General features: G+C 56.8%; 15 protein-coding genes. 5 read left to right on the top strand and 10 right to left on the bottom strand.

Going from position 1 to position 14,849, the window contains the following annotated elements; all coding sequences use genetic code 11:
* The 3 genes from RW092_RS06430 to RW092_RS06420 form a co-directional block, all read right to left on the bottom strand.
* On the bottom strand, positions 1 to 795 hold a 795-nt coding region (locus RW092_RS06430; RefSeq protein WP_316009809.1), incomplete at its 3' end, for an AAA family ATPase.
* A complete protein-coding gene (locus tag RW092_RS06425) occupies positions 792 to 2,123 on the bottom strand; it encodes a metallophosphoesterase family protein (protein WP_316009808.1) in 1,332 nt (443 codons plus the stop codon). The genes RW092_RS06425 and RW092_RS06430, both read right to left, overlap by 4 nt.
* A gap of 18 nt (positions 2,124 to 2,141) precedes the next feature.
* Positions 2,142 to 3,263, bottom strand: a complete 1,122-nt coding sequence (locus tag RW092_RS06420) for a glycosyltransferase family 4 protein (RefSeq protein WP_016312719.1) — start codon at positions 3,261 to 3,263, stop codon at positions 2,142 to 2,144.
* A gap of 227 nt (positions 3,264 to 3,490) precedes the next feature.
* Between RW092_RS06420 and RW092_RS06415 the strand changes: the two genes are divergently transcribed.
* The 4 genes from RW092_RS06415 (at position 3,491) to RW092_RS06400 (ending at position 7,287) form a co-directional block, all read left to right on the top strand.
* Positions 3,491 to 4,927 (top strand): RsmB/NOP family class I SAM-dependent RNA methyltransferase, encoded by a 1,437-nt coding sequence (locus RW092_RS06415; protein ID WP_028538034.1) that lies wholly within the window; start codon positions 3,491 to 3,493, stop codon positions 4,925 to 4,927.
* Between the two features lie 127 nt (positions 4,928 to 5,054).
* Positions 5,055 to 5,150, top strand: a complete 96-nt coding sequence (locus RW092_RS06410; RefSeq protein WP_009222812.1) for a hypothetical protein — start codon at positions 5,055 to 5,057, stop codon at positions 5,148 to 5,150.
* Positions 5,151 to 5,288: 138 nt separating this feature from the next.
* A complete protein-coding gene (locus RW092_RS06405; protein WP_316009807.1) occupies positions 5,289 to 5,873 on the top strand; it encodes a DUF2087 domain-containing protein in 585 nt (194 codons plus the stop codon).
* 139 nt (positions 5,874 to 6,012) lie between these two features.
* Positions 6,013 to 7,287 carry an MFS transporter gene (locus RW092_RS06400; protein ID WP_316009806.1) on the top strand — a complete coding sequence of 425 codons (1,275 nt, stop codon included), beginning with the start codon at positions 6,013 to 6,015 and terminating at the stop codon, positions 7,285 to 7,287.
* A gap of 64 nt (positions 7,288 to 7,351) precedes the next feature.
* On the opposite strand, the gene RW092_RS06395 is transcribed toward RW092_RS06400, so the two are convergent.
* The 6 genes from RW092_RS06395 to RW092_RS06370 all read right to left on the bottom strand — a co-directional run bounded on the left by RW092_RS06395 (position 7,352) and on the right by RW092_RS06370 (position 13,642).
* The gene (locus tag RW092_RS06395; RefSeq protein ID WP_016312722.1) at positions 7,352 to 8,155 is read right to left on the bottom strand and encodes a Cof-type HAD-IIB family hydrolase; all 804 of its coding nucleotides are present in this window, start codon (positions 8,153 to 8,155) and stop codon (positions 7,352 to 7,354) included.
* A 611-nt stretch (positions 8,156 to 8,766) separates the two neighbouring features.
* Positions 8,767 to 9,552: a pseudouridine synthase gene (locus RW092_RS06390; protein ID WP_316009805.1), complete on the bottom strand. Its 786-nt coding sequence runs from the start codon at positions 9,550 to 9,552 to the stop codon at positions 8,767 to 8,769.
* A 1-nt stretch (position 9,553) separates the two neighbouring features.
* Positions 9,554 to 11,095 carry an RsmB/NOP family class I SAM-dependent RNA methyltransferase gene (locus tag RW092_RS06385; protein WP_316009804.1) on the bottom strand — a complete coding sequence of 514 codons (1,542 nt, stop codon included), beginning with the start codon at positions 11,093 to 11,095 and terminating at the stop codon, positions 9,554 to 9,556.
* A gap of 104 nt (positions 11,096 to 11,199) precedes the next feature.
* Entirely contained in the window at positions 11,200 to 11,691 is a 492-nt protein-coding gene (locus RW092_RS06380) for a DUF309 domain-containing protein (protein ID WP_316009803.1), read from the bottom strand.
* The gene (gene yjbM, locus RW092_RS06375; protein ID WP_009222805.1) at positions 11,681 to 12,496 is read right to left on the bottom strand and encodes a GTP diphosphokinase; all 816 of its coding nucleotides are present in this window, start codon (positions 12,494 to 12,496) and stop codon (positions 11,681 to 11,683) included. The genes RW092_RS06380 and yjbM overlap by 11 nt, the downstream gene beginning before the upstream one ends.
* 51 nt (positions 12,497 to 12,547) lie before the next feature.
* Complete coding sequence (locus RW092_RS06370; RefSeq protein WP_316009802.1) at positions 12,548 to 13,642, bottom strand: quinone-dependent dihydroorotate dehydrogenase; 1,095 nt, start codon at positions 13,640 to 13,642, stop codon at positions 12,548 to 12,550.
* Positions 13,643 to 13,842: 200 nt separating this feature from the next.
* Between RW092_RS06370 and RW092_RS06365 the strand changes: the two genes are divergently transcribed.
* A complete protein-coding gene (locus tag RW092_RS06365) occupies positions 13,843 to 13,974 on the top strand; it encodes a hypothetical protein (RefSeq protein WP_316009801.1) in 132 nt (43 codons plus the stop codon).
* A 1-nt stretch (position 13,975) separates the two neighbouring features.
* Here RW092_RS06365 and RW092_RS06360 read toward each other — a convergent pair.
* A partial coding sequence (locus RW092_RS06360; RefSeq protein ID WP_316009800.1) for a L,D-transpeptidase occupies positions 13,976 to 14,849 on the bottom strand: 874 nt, incomplete at its 5' end.

Below are 14,849 nucleotides of genomic sequence, written 5' to 3'. Positions count from 1 at the left end.
TCGCTGCAGCCAATCGGCCCGGCTGCCTACCGCTCGCTGCAGCCGGGCCGTCTCCCGGCTGCGCGCGGCGCGGGCCGCCTCGGCTTCCGCCAGCTGCGCGGCCAGCCGCTCCAGCTCCTCCAGCACGTCGTTGTAACGCGGCAGCAGCGATTTGGCCGCCTCGGCCTCGCGCTCGAGCCGCTCCACCGCCTGGAGGAGCTGAGCGATTTCCTGCGTGCGCCCGCGCGGCCGATATAGCTTGTCCATGTCCTGGACCAAGCGCTTCTCCCCGCGCAGCACCGCTGCTCCGCCGCCGATCCCGGCGTGGAACAGGTAGCGGCTCAGCTCCTCCGACTGCAAGGCGCCCACTTGTTGCAGTTCCGTCAGCGACACGGCGAACAGCTGCTTGAACATCGCCTTGGACATGCCGCCGAGCAGCTCCCGCTGCATTTCCTCTTGCGATGCCTCCCGCACGCCGCCTTGTTCATCGCTGCGCGTGATCCGCAGCCGGTCGCTGCGGGTGCCCGGCAAATTTCGTCCCTCCGGCGGCTGCGCATACCGCTCGATCATCCAGCGCGTTCCGTCATCGCCCAAGATTGTCAGCACCCCGCCGTGCGCACCGCCCCGCAGCGGCTCATACCGTTCAGCCGCAGCCGCCCGGGTAGGGATGCCAAACAGCATCGCCCGGACAAAGCCCAGCAGCGTGCTTTTGCCTGCTTCATTGGGACCGTACAGCACCGTTACTTGCCCCGGAAGCTCCACGTCCAGCCCATTCAGGCGGCCAAAGCCGCTGATCTGCATCCGTTCCAGCTTCATGAGACGCCTCTCCCTTCCCGCGACGTCGGCGTGTCATCAATCAGCAAGGCCGCGGCCAACTCCTCCGCCCGGCGAACCAGCTCCCGCTTGGCTTCCGGGTTCAGTTCCTGCAAGATCCGTCGCAGTTGCCGGTTCTCTGCCGCCTGTGCCAGCGCGGTGTCAACCAACTCCTCCACCCGTTCAGGTTCAGCGGCTGTGCGTTCTCCTAACCGGAACAGCTCACCGAGGAAGCTGTCCTCCGCAACTAGCCCCTCACGGTCCAGCTCCACCCCAGTTTCCAGCTTGAAGCCGGCCGGCCATACGATGCCTTCGCCCTGCCTTGCTTCCACAGCCTCGGCCTCAAAGCGTCCCAGTTCTTTACGCCGCAGCTCCTGCAGCAGCTCTGCCGCTTCCGGCCCCGATTGGAGCATCCCGTGCAGCGGCCCGCGCCCGGTCAAAGTCAACCGAACGACCGTCATCCGATCCGGCTCGGCCTCCCGCAGCTCGTCCAGTTGCTCCTCGAGGCTCAGCTTCAAAGCTTCTTCCGTTGCCAGCCCGTCGATGGACAAGCGGCTCTCCAGCCACAACACCTGATCGAGTCGCCGAAACGACAACTCCGCTTCACCGTTCTCCGCAACCTCCACCAAATAGCAGCCCTTCGGTCCGGATTCCTTTAAGCTGCGCCCTTGGATGTTGCCGGGATACACCACCCACGGTGAATCGCAGAGAGTCTGCCGCTTATGGATATGACCCAGCGCCCAATAATCGTATCCCGAGGCCTGCAAATCGCGAAGCGAGCACGGGGCGTATGCGTCATGCCCCTCCTGGCCGTCCACGTTGCCGTGCAGCAGCCCGATGTGGTAGAGGTCCGAGCCTGGCTCGCGCTGATATTGAATCGCCAAGTTCTCATGCACCGCCGGAGTTGGATAAGAAGCCCCGGTCAGCACCGCCACCGGCTCCCCATCGCTGCGCCGTACGGCGGTCACACTTTCCACTTTGGGGCCAAACTCCGTCACATGATCAGGCAAGGCCAACCTGAGCCTCCGGCCGGACAAGGGGTCATGGTTGCCCCGAATCAGATACACCGGAATACCGTGCTCTCCCAGCTTGTCCCAGCCCTCGCGCAGACGCAGCTGCGCGCGCAGCGAAGAGTCCGATGCGTCGTAAATATCGCCGCTGATCACCACGAAATCAACGGCTTCCTCGATCGCAAGCCGAATCATTCGCTCGAACGCAGTGAAGGTTGATTCCCGCAATAACTCGCGCAGCCGATCCGGCACCCCGGACATCCCCGAAAAAGGGGTATCCAGGTGCAAATCGGCTGCGTGTAGAAAACGAAAGGCTTTCATCCGCACAACAACTCTTTCCTATTTGAATTGCAGGTACAGCTTCTTCAGCTCGTGGACCACCCGATTCAGCGAATAATGGGTTTTCGCCTTCTCCGATCCGCTGCGGGCCAGCTGATAACGGTAATCCGGATCCACGATCACTTTCTCCAGCGCTTCAGCCAACGCCTTCGGATCTTCCGGAGGCACCAGCAGACCGTTCACGCCATCCTCAATTTGCTCAGCAATCCCGCCGATCCGCGTTCCAACGAGCGCCAGACTGCACAGCGCAGCCTCAGCGAACACATTGCCAAAGGCCTCCGCCCGGGAAGGCAATACGAAAATATCAAAGAACGGCATAAATTCTTCCGGATGCAGCGTATACCCGTAAAAAATCGTATCATCATAAATGCCCAATCGTTGCGCCAGCTGCTCCAACTCCTGACGGATGGGACCGTCGCCAATAATGTGCAGCACATAGTTATGGCCGCGCTTCTTCAGTTCGGCGCACGCATGCAGCAACGTGTCCAGCCCTTTGGCCGGCACGAGGCGGCAGACGGCGACGAGCTGAGCGACTTCATTTTCATGAGGGACCGGTTTAAACCGCTTCTCATCAAACCCGTTCGGGATCACGCCGATAGCCGCAGGATCGTCCACATACGGCGCCAAATACTCGGCAAAAGATTTCGATACGGTGAGCAACCGATCGGTGCGATGCTCCAGCTCGCGGTACAGCGACGTAAGAAACCGGTGCTCCGGCCCGTTCTCTCGGATGCGACCGTTGAGAATCAATTCTTTTTCATAACTCGAGTGAATGCTTTGGATCACCGGCGTCTGCGGGAACACTTCCTTCATCGCCAGCCCTGCGATCGGGTGATGGGCATGAATCAAATCGTACGGCTGTTTCAATCGCAGCTTGGTCCACCACAAATAGTCGCGATAGGTTTGCACGTATTTTTGGACGATCGGGCTGTCCCCGTATTGCTGCCAATCAAAGGTATGGAAAATAACGGGATCGCTCCCCTTCGAACGGATCCGTTTGGGCAGTGAAAACAACTCCATCTCCCAATGTGGAGGATTAAACCGATCTTGCAGGTACGGAATCATCGACGATACGCCACCGGGCTGTTCCGGCGGGAAAAATAAAGCCTGCAGCAGTTTCATTGTGCTTCTCCTTTGCATGTCGTACGTTTTTTGCGTTTAAATCCGCTTCTTTTTCCATTATGCCATAGGCAGGAAGGAACATCCATTCCCCTTTTTTACGAGTCATTAAAAAATCACTGCTGGATCAACTGCCTCTTTTGTGAATAAAAAGGGATATGATAAACTGCTGAAGTATAGATGTTCCGGCCTCTGACGGCCTTTTTTAGATTGTGGAAGGAGCAACAACGATGAGCAATCCATCCCTGCCAACCGCATACGTTGAAGCGGTAACGGCCCTGCTCGGCCCGGCCGAGACCGAGGCGTTCCTAGCAAGCTATGATGCGCCTCGCACCTATGGACTTAGATTTAATACGTTAAAAATACCTCCGTCCTCCCCGGCGGCTGACAAGCTCGCGGAGCTGTTCGCCTTGCGTCCGGTACCTTGGTGCGGGACGGGCTATTATTACGAGGAATCCACCCGGCCGGGGAAACACCCCTACCATGCTGCCGGTCTCTATTATATTCAGGAGCCCTCCGCGATGTCCGCCGTGGAGCTGCTTGACCCGCAGCCCGGTCAGACGGTACTGGATTTAGCGGCTGCCCCCGGCGGCAAGACAACCCAAATCGCTGCCAAAATGGCCGGCCAAGGTCTGCTGATCAGCAACGAAATTCACCCGCAGCGCGCACGCATTCTAGCGGAAAACGTGGAGCGTCTCGGCATTCGGAACGCCGTCGTGACGCAGGCGCCACCGCCTGCGCTCTCCGCCCGCTTCCCGCTGGCGTTTGACCGCATCATGCTGGATGCCCCTTGCTCCGGCGAGGGGATGTTCCGCAAGGATCCCGACGCGATCAGCGAATGGTCGCCGGAGGCTGTGGAGCTGTGTGCTGCCCGGCAATGGGACATCCTGCAGGACGCGGTCGCGATGCTGAAGCCCGGAGGGCGGCTTGCCTACTCGACCTGTACGTTTAACCGCCGCGAGAACGAGGACACTATCACCCGTCTGTTGGCGGAGTACCCGTTCCTGCGCCTGATCGCCGAGAAGCGGATTTGGCCGCACCGCGAACAAGGAGAAGGCCATTACGTCGCCCTGATCGAACGGGATCATGACGAGAAAACCCCTGCGATCTCCGCTGCTATCGCCAATCGGGAGGGGGCGGACGCCGTTCGCCGCGGCGGACGTGAGCGCAACCGCAAGCGCGGCGCCCGCTCCGGTCCGTCCGAGCGCAGCGCCGCAACAGCCTGGGACAGCTTTCGCGCTTGGGCGGCGGACGAGCTGCCTGCCTTCGCGCCTCCCGCCGGAGGCACCCCGCTTCTGTTCGGCGAGGCGCTGTATCTGCTTCCGGCCAGCGGCGGCTTGGCGCTGACGCCGGAACATTTAACCGGCCTAAAAGTCCCGCGCGCCGGGCTGCACCTCGGCGACGTCCGCAAAGGCCGGTTTGAGCCCGCCCATGCGCTGGCGATGGCGCTCAGCGCAAACGAAGCCGCCCCGCGTCTGTGGACGCTCGACGCGGAATCGCCGCTCGTCGCCGCCTATCTGCGCGGCGAGACGCTTGAGGTGCCGGCCTCCTTACGCGGCTGGCACCTCGTGACCGTCGCCTGCGGCGACGACCAATATCCGCTGGGCTGGGGCAAAGCCAGCGGCGGACAGCTGAAAAATCACCTGCCCAAAGGATTGCGTCATTAAAGTTTCAAAGGCGCCTATTTGCAGGTCACTCCTGCCGGATGTCCAAACGTATACCTCCTTGGCTGCATACAATGCACTATCTCGTTTTAAAAACGGGAAACCATCCTGACGTAAGGGAGGAATAACAATGAGTGGAATCCATGGAGGGGGCTTCACTTCAACGGCAGCAATTTTGGTACTGTTCATCTTGCTCGTGATCGTTTCCCGTTCGCTTCTGGTGTAATGCAGCAACGAGCCTGTAAAGAGGTTGGAATCCGGCCTGGATTCCAACCTCTTTTTTTTATCCCTTGACAAGAAACCGCTGAGGGTGAAATAATACACTCATCTAATTAAACGATTATCGAATTAGCGAGGGATGAGGATGCAGCTCGACCGATTAGTTCATTTTCATAAAGCTGTTGGCGATGTGACCCGGATCCGGATTATCGCCTTGCTTCAAAACGGCCCGTTACACGGTCTGGCACTGGCCGGAAAGCTTGGCGTCACGCCGCCGACGATTACCCACCATATGACCAAGTTAAGGGAGGCGGATTTGGTGTACGAACGCCGCGACAAGAATACGATTTATTTTTATTTGAACGAAAAAAGCCTCACCCAACAAGCTCAAGCGATTCTAAAAGTCGGCAAGGCGAGTTCTGCGGCCGAGGACAAGCAAGAAGCGGCGGCACGCAAAGCCGCGATCCAGGACAACTTCTTTAACAGAGACGGCACCCTTAAGCACTTGCCAGCCCAACGCAAGAAGAAGCTGATTGTGCTCGAACGTCTCGTCAAAGGCCTGGAGCCGCACCGCAAATATACGGAAAAAGAAATCAACGAGTATATTCGGCAATACCACGAGGATTATGCGACGATACGCCGGGAGTTTATCATGAACCATTTCATGTACCGCGAAAATGATATTTACGAGTTGAACCCGCCGGAGCTCTGGGACAAGAGCCCATCCTGATTGCAACTACAGCGGTTCAGGAATATCTCGCCGTGCAATAAGGCTGGCCGTGCCTTTTCGCCTTATTGCCTTTTTTTCGCGAATGCAATTCGATAATCATTTAATTAGACAGATGTATAAAAGGAGTTGGCCTCATCCCATGAAATCTTTACGAATCCTGCGCCAGGAACCTTCCTACCGCCGCCTGTTTGCGGCTGGTCTGGTGAACGGCATCGGCGACCGCTTCAGCCAGGTGGCTGTCCTCGGTTTGCTGCTATCGTTGACCGGCTCAGGTCTGGCCGTCGGCATCACCTTTGCGATTCGCCTCGTTCCCTACCTTGTCTTTGGACCGATTGGCGGGTGGCTTGCCGACCGTTTTACCAAAAAAACGATCATGCTCTTCACCGACGCCGTCCGGATCTTCTTTGCATTAACACCGCTTCTCGTTCACGATGCCGGAGACGTCTGGATCATCTATGTCAGCTCATTTGCCTTGTCCGCGGGCGAAGCGATCTATGCCCCGGCCCGCATGTCGCTCATTCCCCGACTCGTCCGTCGGGAGAACCTGCTGGCGGTAAACAGCCTGGAGCAAGCGATGACGGGATTTGTACTCATCGGCGGTTCTGTCACGGGCGGCATCGTTGCTGCGGCAGTTGGCAGCCAGGTGTCTTTTGTGTTGAACGCCCTGTCCTTCCTCGTCTCCGGCCTGCTGCTTCTTCGCTTGAATCCGGCAGCCCAGCCCGCAGCCGGAGCAGACGCGATCGACGCAGAAGCGGCTAAGTCAAGCTCGCAGCCCGCGATGCCCTCATCCACCACATTTCGCCGGCTGGTACGTCAGACTTTCTTTTTGCAAATCATGCTGATTGTCTTTGCCATTTGGCCGATCGGGGACGGGATCTTTAACGTGCTGATCAGCGTATACGCCTCTGAAGTGTTTCACATGGGAGACGTCGGCATTGGGCTGCTGTATGGGGCGCTGGGTGCCGGGATGCTGATCGGCTCTGGACTCGCCGGCAAGATGGCCCGTCATATGCGGACCGCCGCGGTCCTCACCCTTGGACTGGAAGGAATCTCTCAAGTGATCAGCAGCCAATCGCCGTCTTTTCTCCTGCTGGTTGGGCTGCTGGCCTTATCGGCGGTCATCACCAGCGTGGGCAACGCCTGCAACGAGACGGTATTGATGCAACTGATTCCCGGTGAATGGCAGGGGCGGTTCTTCGGCGGCTTAGCCACCCTGCAAAATACCGTGATGGGCGTCGCCATGCTCGCTTCCGGTTTCCTGCTGGAAGCCGTAGCGCCTAGAACCTTGGGGTTCGCCGGGGGAACGCTCCTCACCTTGCTGGGCTTCTCCGTTGCCATAGTCTGGCTGCTGCACCGCCGCAAGGCCCATCCCTTGAAAGAAACCGAGCCGCCGCCGCAAATGTCCTTGGACTGACCACTTAGAGACACCAAAAAAGCCGAACCCGGTTCCGGGCTCGGCTTGATCTATGTTCACGCTGTTAGGCTTCCAGGCAATATTTCTCCAACGCCCGCTTCACGCCTTCCTCGTTATTCGAGGCCGTGACGGCATCGGCGGCAGCTTTTACGTCGAGCGGCGAATTGTCCATCGCTACGCCCAGTCCGGCATAGGTGAGCATCGTGATATCGTTATAATAATTCCCGATCGCCATCACGTTTTCCGCCGGGATTCCGCGTTTTTCCGCCAGCTTCTGCAGGGCCGCTCCTTTCGAGGCGTCTTTATGCATCAAGTCGATGAAGAAATCGCCGCTGCGCAGCATATTAAACTCCTGCGTCCACTGACTCCAGTCAGCATACACCCGATCCAGCTCCTCCATCCCGCCGGCTGCGGTGAACTTCACGATCGGTTGGGTGAAATCTGCCCAGGCTGGCATATCCTCCGGTTCCATAAAAAACTGGTGGTACACGTCCAGCGTTTCTTGGGTCAGCCCGGCCAGATTTTCCACATACAACGTAAAAGTGGTATTCACGTCAAAATGAATGTTGTGTTTGCGGCAATACTCCATGTACGGCTCCAGCCCGTGCGGATTCATCGCAAATTCATGGATAACCTCCTCGGTCCGCACATCCACCGTAGCTGCACCGTTATGGCAAATGACGTAGCCGCCCAAGCCAATCTCACGCATATATGGGATCGAGCTCCGAGGAGCCCGGCCGGTGCACAACACAAACTCTGCACCTTGTTCCGCGATGGCGCGGATCGTCTCGATCGTTCCTGGCGTCAGGACGTGGTCGTCCGTCAGCAGCGTGCCGTCAACATCCAAAGCAATCAGTTTATATTTCATGTATGGTGTGGTCTCCTTTCTGTCTCTCTGTCTCAACCCTCCCCATCCCTCCCTTACCGTAAGGGAGGGGGCCCGAGGGCCTGCTGCCCTCTGGTCTCCCGCAAAGGGGAGGAACGTAGGAGGCACAGAGGCGCTCCTGCACGTTCTTCCCTTTGGGGAATCGCTTGGGTTGGCTCGTGGAACGCTTTTCCCCCTTCGGGTACGTCTTACTTTGGGCGCTCCCGGGTTCCCTGGTAAACCGCGCTGCTCAAATCTGCTTCTGTCGGCGCACCCGGGCAGACTTCTCTGCGCTAAGCCGCTTGTCGCCCTGCGGGCACGCTCTACTTGAGGCGCTCCTGCTGGTACGAAAACTGCGACGCGGGGCTTTTTATCCTTCTACGCCGTGCAAACAAACCGCTGTCCCTTTGGGATTCGCTTACTGTTGCGCAAACCGCTGGTTTGTTGATGCCACTGTGTGCTTCTTTATTTCTTTCCTGCAAACCCACCGCTCTCCCTTCGGGATTCGCTTACTGTTGTGCAAACCGCTGGTTTGTTGGTGCTACTGCGTGCTTCTTTATCTCTTTCCTGCAAACCCGACGCTCTCCCTGCGGGATTCGCTTACTATTGTGCTTTTACGTTGTAGGCTGCTTTTTAGGGGCTGCAGGGTTTTTGTAAGTTCGCAGCGATTCCAGCTCGGACTCGGTCAGCTCGCGGAAAGCGCCCAGCGGCAGGGTCTCGTCAAGAACGAGCGGGCCCATCGATATGCGCTTCAGGTAGGTCACCCTCGAGCCAACGGCTTCGAACATCCGCTTCACCTGATGGAACTTCCCCTCCGAGATCGTCAGCTGGATGCGTGAGATAGGAGTTCCGTCGGTATCTAAACGATGCTCCAGCACCTTCAGCTCAGCGGGCAAGGTGACATAACCGTCGTCGAGCTCGACGCCTTCCCGGAAGCAGGCGGCTTCCGGATCACCCACATGGCCGAGAACCACGGCTTCGTACGTTTTCGGCACATGCTTGCGCGGAGATAGAAGATCGTGTGCCAGCTGACCATCGTTGGTCAACAGCAGCAGACCCTCTGTATCCTTGTCCAACCGACCGACAGGAAACGGGGAGAACACTTGAAAATCCACCGGCAACAAATCAATGACGGTTTTCTCTCTCATATCCTCTGTGGCTGAGATCACACCAGGCGGCTTATGTAACATCAAATAGACGAATTCGCGGTAAAAAATCTGCTCGCCATCCAGCTCCACAACATCAACCTCCGGGTCACATTGCATGCCGCTGTCCTTGACAACCGCACCGTTGATTGTGACCCGGCCTTGTTTAACGTATTTTTTAATCTCCGACCGGGTGCCGTAACCCAGATGGCCTAATATTTTGTCCAAGCGCTGCGTCTTCTTGCCTTTACTCATTTTATGTCCACCTCCACCCGGCGGGATATTCATTCTTCAGCAATCCGTCCTGCCATTTGCCCCAGCCCAGCGAATAACCGTCAACCGTGACCAGTACATAGCCTTTGGGGCTGGCGCCTTCCTGGCAACGAATCCGTTCCTTGTCCGCCTGCAGCGTCTCACCTTTCAGATACCGGATCGCCTCACCGTCCGCAGAAGAGAGGTCCAATACCCGCGCCGCTTCGGTCGGAGACAGTGCCGTTGCCAAAGGTTGTCCTGGCGTCAAACGCCCGTTTTTCACAGTTCCGACGTACCACCCGGGACGCACGACTTTTAAGCCGTCCAGCTGCTCTTTCGTCAGTGGGGACAGATAGACGTTGCCGCCAAAGAGAAGCGGTTCTCCCGGCAATTCCGCGCCGGCGAGTTGTTCCTGGGCAAAAGCCCGCCAGCTTTCCAGCACCTCCCGATCGTCCACCGCCTTCGCATCACGACCTCCACCGGGACGGGATCGATGAGAGTGACGGGAATTCCGTTTATCGCGAGAGTTCTCTTCCCATTGCGAGGAAACCTGACGCTCATCAGCTAATTTCTTCTCAGGGTTCTCTTCCCCTTGCCGCTCCAGCACCGCGAGAAAATGCCCCTCGCCCTCCACCTGATGCGGCCAAAGCCGACCACAGCCGGCAGTTTGTTCGGCGATTTCCGGCGGATACACCTTGCCTTCCCCGCGCTCAGCGAGCCAAGTGAGCCACTCCGGCCGTCCGGGTGCGATACCATAATCTAAACCCAAAGGCACTACTCGAAATTCCGGATGCTCCAGCAGAAACTCAGCGATCGTCGCTTCATTCTCTTCCGGGGCAAACGTGCAGGTAGAATAGACGATTCTCCCGCCCGGCGCCAGCATGGCCGCAGCCGACTTCAAAATTTCCTGCTGCATGTCAGCATATTTCCGAACCCAATTGGGCTCCCAATGCCGCGCCATATCCTCATCCTTCCGGAACATGCCCTCGCCCGAGCAAGGCGCATCGATCAGGATCTTATCGAAAAAAGAAGGAAACGCCCGCGCGATCCGCTCCGGCGATTCCCCCAGCACAACGGCATTTCGAACCCCGTACAGCTCGATGTTCTTGGCGAGCGCCTTCGTCCGCTCCGAGTTGATGTCGTTGGTGACCAGCATTCCTCGTCCGCACAGCTTCGCTGCGATTTGCGTTGACTTCCCGCCAGGGGCTGCGCAAAGATCGAGCACCCGCTCTCCGGGAGTGACATCCAGCAGTTCGACCGGCGCCATTGCACTGGGCTCCTGAATATAATATAGCCCGGCATGATAATACGGATGTTTGCCCGGCTTTGCCTGCTCCTCGACGTAGTACCCTGTCTGGCACCAAGGGATCGGCCGTAAATCAAACGGCACCAATGCCTTGAAGTCTATCGGATCGATCTTTAGCGTATTAACCCGGATTCCTGCAAATTTAGGACTGTCATAGGACGCGTAAAAGTTCGCAAACTCTTCCTCGCCCAACAGCCCGCGCATCCGTTCTATAAATTCCTTTGGTAGTTGAACCGCCATGCTTGTCCCATCCATTCTTTGTTTCAATCCTGTTGGTAGCAGCCTAGCGCAAACGGCATACCGTAAAAACGCCCGTCTCCCCAACACCGGGGGACGGGCCGCTCTCAGCCTTGTTCACGCGCTTTCCTTTGTTCCAGCTTCTGCTGTCGTTCCGCATGCTTCTCCCCGCGCTGCGGCGTGCGCCGCTGCGGAATGTTCGGGGCGATGTTATGAGAAGCCTCCGCCACCAGGCGAACCAACTCCGGGTCCAGCACCTGAATCGTGAGGTCGTAATACGTAAAAGCTTGAGGACTCCCTTCTGTCAGCTGCCGGACGTACGCTTCCGTGTCCCGGCGCAGCTTCCCCAGGTCGATGCCAAGTGTGTGTTCCGAATAGGGGGCCAACCGTTCTAAAGCGGATTGCAGCATCTTCCGTCCGCCGGACAAATTGCCGCGCCGCGCGTGGAATAATCCGACAGCAACCTGCAGCAGTCCCTTATACAGCGGACTATGCCCCTGCTCTAGCCACAATTCTTCGAGCACCTCATGGCACTCGAAGTAATCGCGGTCGCGGTTGAAATATACGAGATACGCCACAAACAGCGGCTCATAACTCATCCCCGGGCTCCTCCACTTTTTTGTGCAGCTTGATCAGATCCTTCAGTTCGACCTGCAGCTGCTTCAGCCCATCAAAATCCTTCGCTTCCCACAACCGGTTAAACCGGTCCTGGCTTTCGATGGCTTCTTTGACCAGATGGTAAAAATAAAGCTGATGAATCGACGCAAGCACGGAGGAAACCACGTTAGAATCGTCCTCAAAGCTCTTCTGCGCCTGCAAAATTTCCTGGCGAATGCTCGACATTTCATTATCCAGTACGAATGCAGCTTCGGCAGCCTTTTTGAGCCGGCCCCGCATTTCTTCAGGCAGACTTTCCCGATACTTGTAGTTCAAAGAATGCTCAATCGTCGCCCAAAAATTCATCGCCAGCGTACGAATCTGAATTTCGGCCAGCACTTGCTTTTGACCCAATGCGGTTTGCACCGGATATTCCACGATCATATGGAAGCTGCGATAGCCGCTTTCCTTGTAGTTTGTAATGTAGTCCTTTTCGTAAAGAACCTTCAAGTCCTTACGCATACGAATATATTCCGCCACCCGGCGGATATCCTCAACGAACTGACACATAATGCGAATGCCCGCGATATCCTCGATTCCGGTCTCCAGATTGTCCATGGACACATTTAACCGCTTCGCCTTGTCCAAAATGCTGGAGATTTTCTTGACCCGCCCGGTTACGAATTCGATTGGCGCATACTCTTCGCGTTTCTTCAGCTCGGCGCGCATCGTCTTGAATTTAACCTTCAGTTCTTCTACCGCTTGTTCATATGGAAGCAAAAATGTTCCCCAATCTCTACTGTCCATCCTTATGCCTCCTGTCTTCTGTCCCCCGGCTTGAATCGATGCCGGCTTAGCTTATCGGAGATCCGCCCCAACCGCCTCGGAGATATGGCGATAGCCGTCCCGGCGCAGCAACTCCCGCAAGCCGCGATGCAGTTTGCGGTTGATTTCCGGGCCTTCGTAGATCAACGCAGTGTAGATTTCGACTAAGCTGGCGCCAGCCCGGATTTTGGCATAGGCATCTTCCGCTGTGAAAATCCCGCCCGATCCGATTATCGGCAATCGACCTTCCGTTTGCCGATACACGCGCGAGATGATCTCTGTGGACCGTGCGTTCAGCGGTTTTCCGCTTAAGCCTCCAGTCTCCCGAGCGTTCTGGTGCGTGAGGCCGTCCCGCGACAACGTCGTATTGGTGGCGATTATGCCGGAAACGCCGCTATTGCGAATGGTGTCGACCATATATTCCAGCTCATCCAAGCTTACATCCGGCGCGATTTTAACCAGCACTGCTTTTGATTTACCATGCCGCTTCGCTTCGGCCGCCATCCGATCCGTTACTGCAGTTAGCAGCGAAGCTAACTCATTGCCATGCTGCAATTTACGTAAGTCCGGCGTATTTGGTGAACTGATGTTCACAACGAAGAAATCGGCGTATTCATATAAATCCGAAATACATTTCTCGTAATCCCGATAGGCTTCTTCGTTGGGTGTGATTTTATTTTTGCCGATGTTGACGGCAATCGGAATCGGGCGGTGCTTCAGCGCTTTTAAACGCTGTGCCATCGCCTCCGTTCCGCGATTATTAAAGCCCATCCGGTTAATCAACGCTTCGTCCGAAGGCAAGCGAAACAACCTTGGACGTTCATTGCCGGGCTGTCCCAGCGGCGTGACCGTACCCACTTCCATAAATCCGAATCCGATGGCGGAGAAACCAGGCACCGCGTCGGCATTTTTATCAAGACCGGCAGCTAACCCCACCGGGGAAGGAAAATGAATTCCAAATAAGTCCGTCGCGAGCTCCGGAGCTTCCGGCACGCCGTACATTCCGCGCAAGAGCGGCAGCATTCCAGGAACGGCAGCAGCAGTATGTAATCCGTTGATAACAAGATGATGGGCATTCTCCGGATCCATCCGAAAAAATACCGGTTTTCCCAATGTGCGATACAACACGTTGTACAGTTCACTCCGATCTTACGCTTTGCATTTTTGCTAATATCAGTTTAGCTGTTTCCGCTGGAAAAGAAAAGTTCAACCTATATGCCACGTGAAAGAAACAACAAGGTGATGGAATTTTGCCATGAAAGCCATTACAATAAGGGGGAAAGCGCCTCTATTATCGCTTAAAACTAGGTTAGAGAGGGGAAATGATCATGTCTGCCAAGCGCATGCCGCCTACACTCCAGAAGAAAAAGGACGAAGTCAACAAGATAGCGCTCATCTGGTCCATATCCATCGTTGCCGCGCTGGTCATCGTGACTACCGTCCTGTTAATTGTAACCTAAGCTAGTTCAGCCAATGGTAAGTGCGGTGGGGATTAGTCTGATCCTGTCTATCGCCCAGGGCGAAACGCTCCGCCGGGACGTTCTTCAGCTTCGGCAAAATCCCCTTCCCAATCCTCACCTTCGTTCCCTTCGGAACCAGATCAAACAGCTCCTCTACATCCTTCTTGCCCATCCGGATGCAGCCTAGCGACTCATCCTTTCCAATACTGTCCGGCTCATTTGTTCCGTGAATCGCATAGTTCGTATCGGATAGCTGCATGCCGCGGCTGCCAAATTCACCGTTATCCTTTCCGTTCGGGTTGATCACTTTTTCAGAAATAACAAACGTACCCTCCGGTGTCTGCGAGCCGCCCAATCCAACGGGATAACTCCGAATCAAGACGTTCCCGCTGACCACTGCCAAAGTGTGCGTGTCCGTATCGACGATCATTTCATAAGGTTCGGCAAAAAAAGCCCGCTGCCCCGGAGCCATCCCCTCTGCGAGCACTTCTGGCACATCCGCATTTCCGGTAGCGCCGTCAACGCCTTTGCGTTTTAACTGTACAAGCAACGGCTGAAACGCCTGCTCCATCGTCGAATCGGTTCCGGCAATCCAGTTGTCGGGATACGGCCCCGCCAGCTCTTGCAGGCTCGCAGGCCATGCCCCGTTCGCCTGCTTGTAGTGGATCATCGCCGAGGCAAGCACGCCCAGCGATTCCTGCTGCGGGATCCACTGCCGCGCGCGCTGTTGCAGCGCGGCTGAATCCGGCGGCGCGCATTCGCACGCGCGCGCATCATAGGCTTGGAGCGCCGTCCGCCCCTCGGCCGGACTCTGCTCCAAGCTGCAGGTCATCGAGCAGCAATCTTCTGAATCGGCGCAAGCGCCGCAATTTACG

It is taken from the genome of Paenibacillus sp. 3LSP, from assembly GCF_032465655.1.
In the GTDB taxonomy this organism is placed as follows: domain Bacteria; phylum Bacillota; class Bacilli; order Paenibacillales; family Paenibacillaceae; genus Fontibacillus; species Fontibacillus barengoltzii.
The sequence above is the reverse complement of the archived record's forward strand: the minus strand, read 5'-3'. Positions and strand labels throughout refer to the sequence as shown.

Coding starts and splice junctions, on each gene's coding strand:
- RW092_RS06425 (WP_316009808.1), bottom strand. CDS start 2,123: ATGAAAGCCTTTCGTTTTCTACACGCAGCCGATTTGCACCTGGATACC.
- RW092_RS06420 (WP_016312719.1), bottom strand. CDS start 3,263: ATGAAACTGCTGCAGGCTTTATTTTTCCCGCCGGAACAGCCCGGTGGC.
- RW092_RS06415 (WP_028538034.1), top strand. CDS start 3,491: ATGAGCAATCCATCCCTGCCAACCGCATACGTTGAAGCGGTAACGGCC.
- RW092_RS06410 (WP_009222812.1), top strand. CDS start 5,055: ATGAGTGGAATCCATGGAGGGGGCTTCACTTCAACGGCAGCAATTTTG.
- RW092_RS06405 (WP_316009807.1), top strand. CDS start 5,289: ATGCAGCTCGACCGATTAGTTCATTTTCATAAAGCTGTTGGCGATGTG.
- RW092_RS06400 (WP_316009806.1), top strand. CDS start 6,013: ATGAAATCTTTACGAATCCTGCGCCAGGAACCTTCCTACCGCCGCCTG.
- RW092_RS06395 (WP_016312722.1), bottom strand. CDS start 8,155: ATGAAATATAAACTGATTGCTTTGGATGTTGACGGCACGCTGCTGACG.
- RW092_RS06390 (WP_316009805.1), bottom strand. CDS start 9,552: ATGAGTAAAGGCAAGAAGACGCAGCGCTTGGACAAAATATTAGGCCAT.
- RW092_RS06385 (WP_316009804.1), bottom strand. CDS start 11,095: ATGGCGGTTCAACTACCAAAGGAATTTATAGAACGGATGCGCGGGCTG.
- RW092_RS06380 (WP_316009803.1), bottom strand. CDS start 11,691: ATGAGTTATGAGCCGCTGTTTGTGGCGTATCTCGTATATTTCAACCGC.
- yjbM (WP_009222805.1), bottom strand. CDS start 12,496: ATGGACAGTAGAGATTGGGGAACATTTTTGCTTCCATATGAACAAGCG.
- RW092_RS06365 (WP_316009801.1), top strand. CDS start 13,843: ATGTCTGCCAAGCGCATGCCGCCTACACTCCAGAAGAAAAAGGACGAA.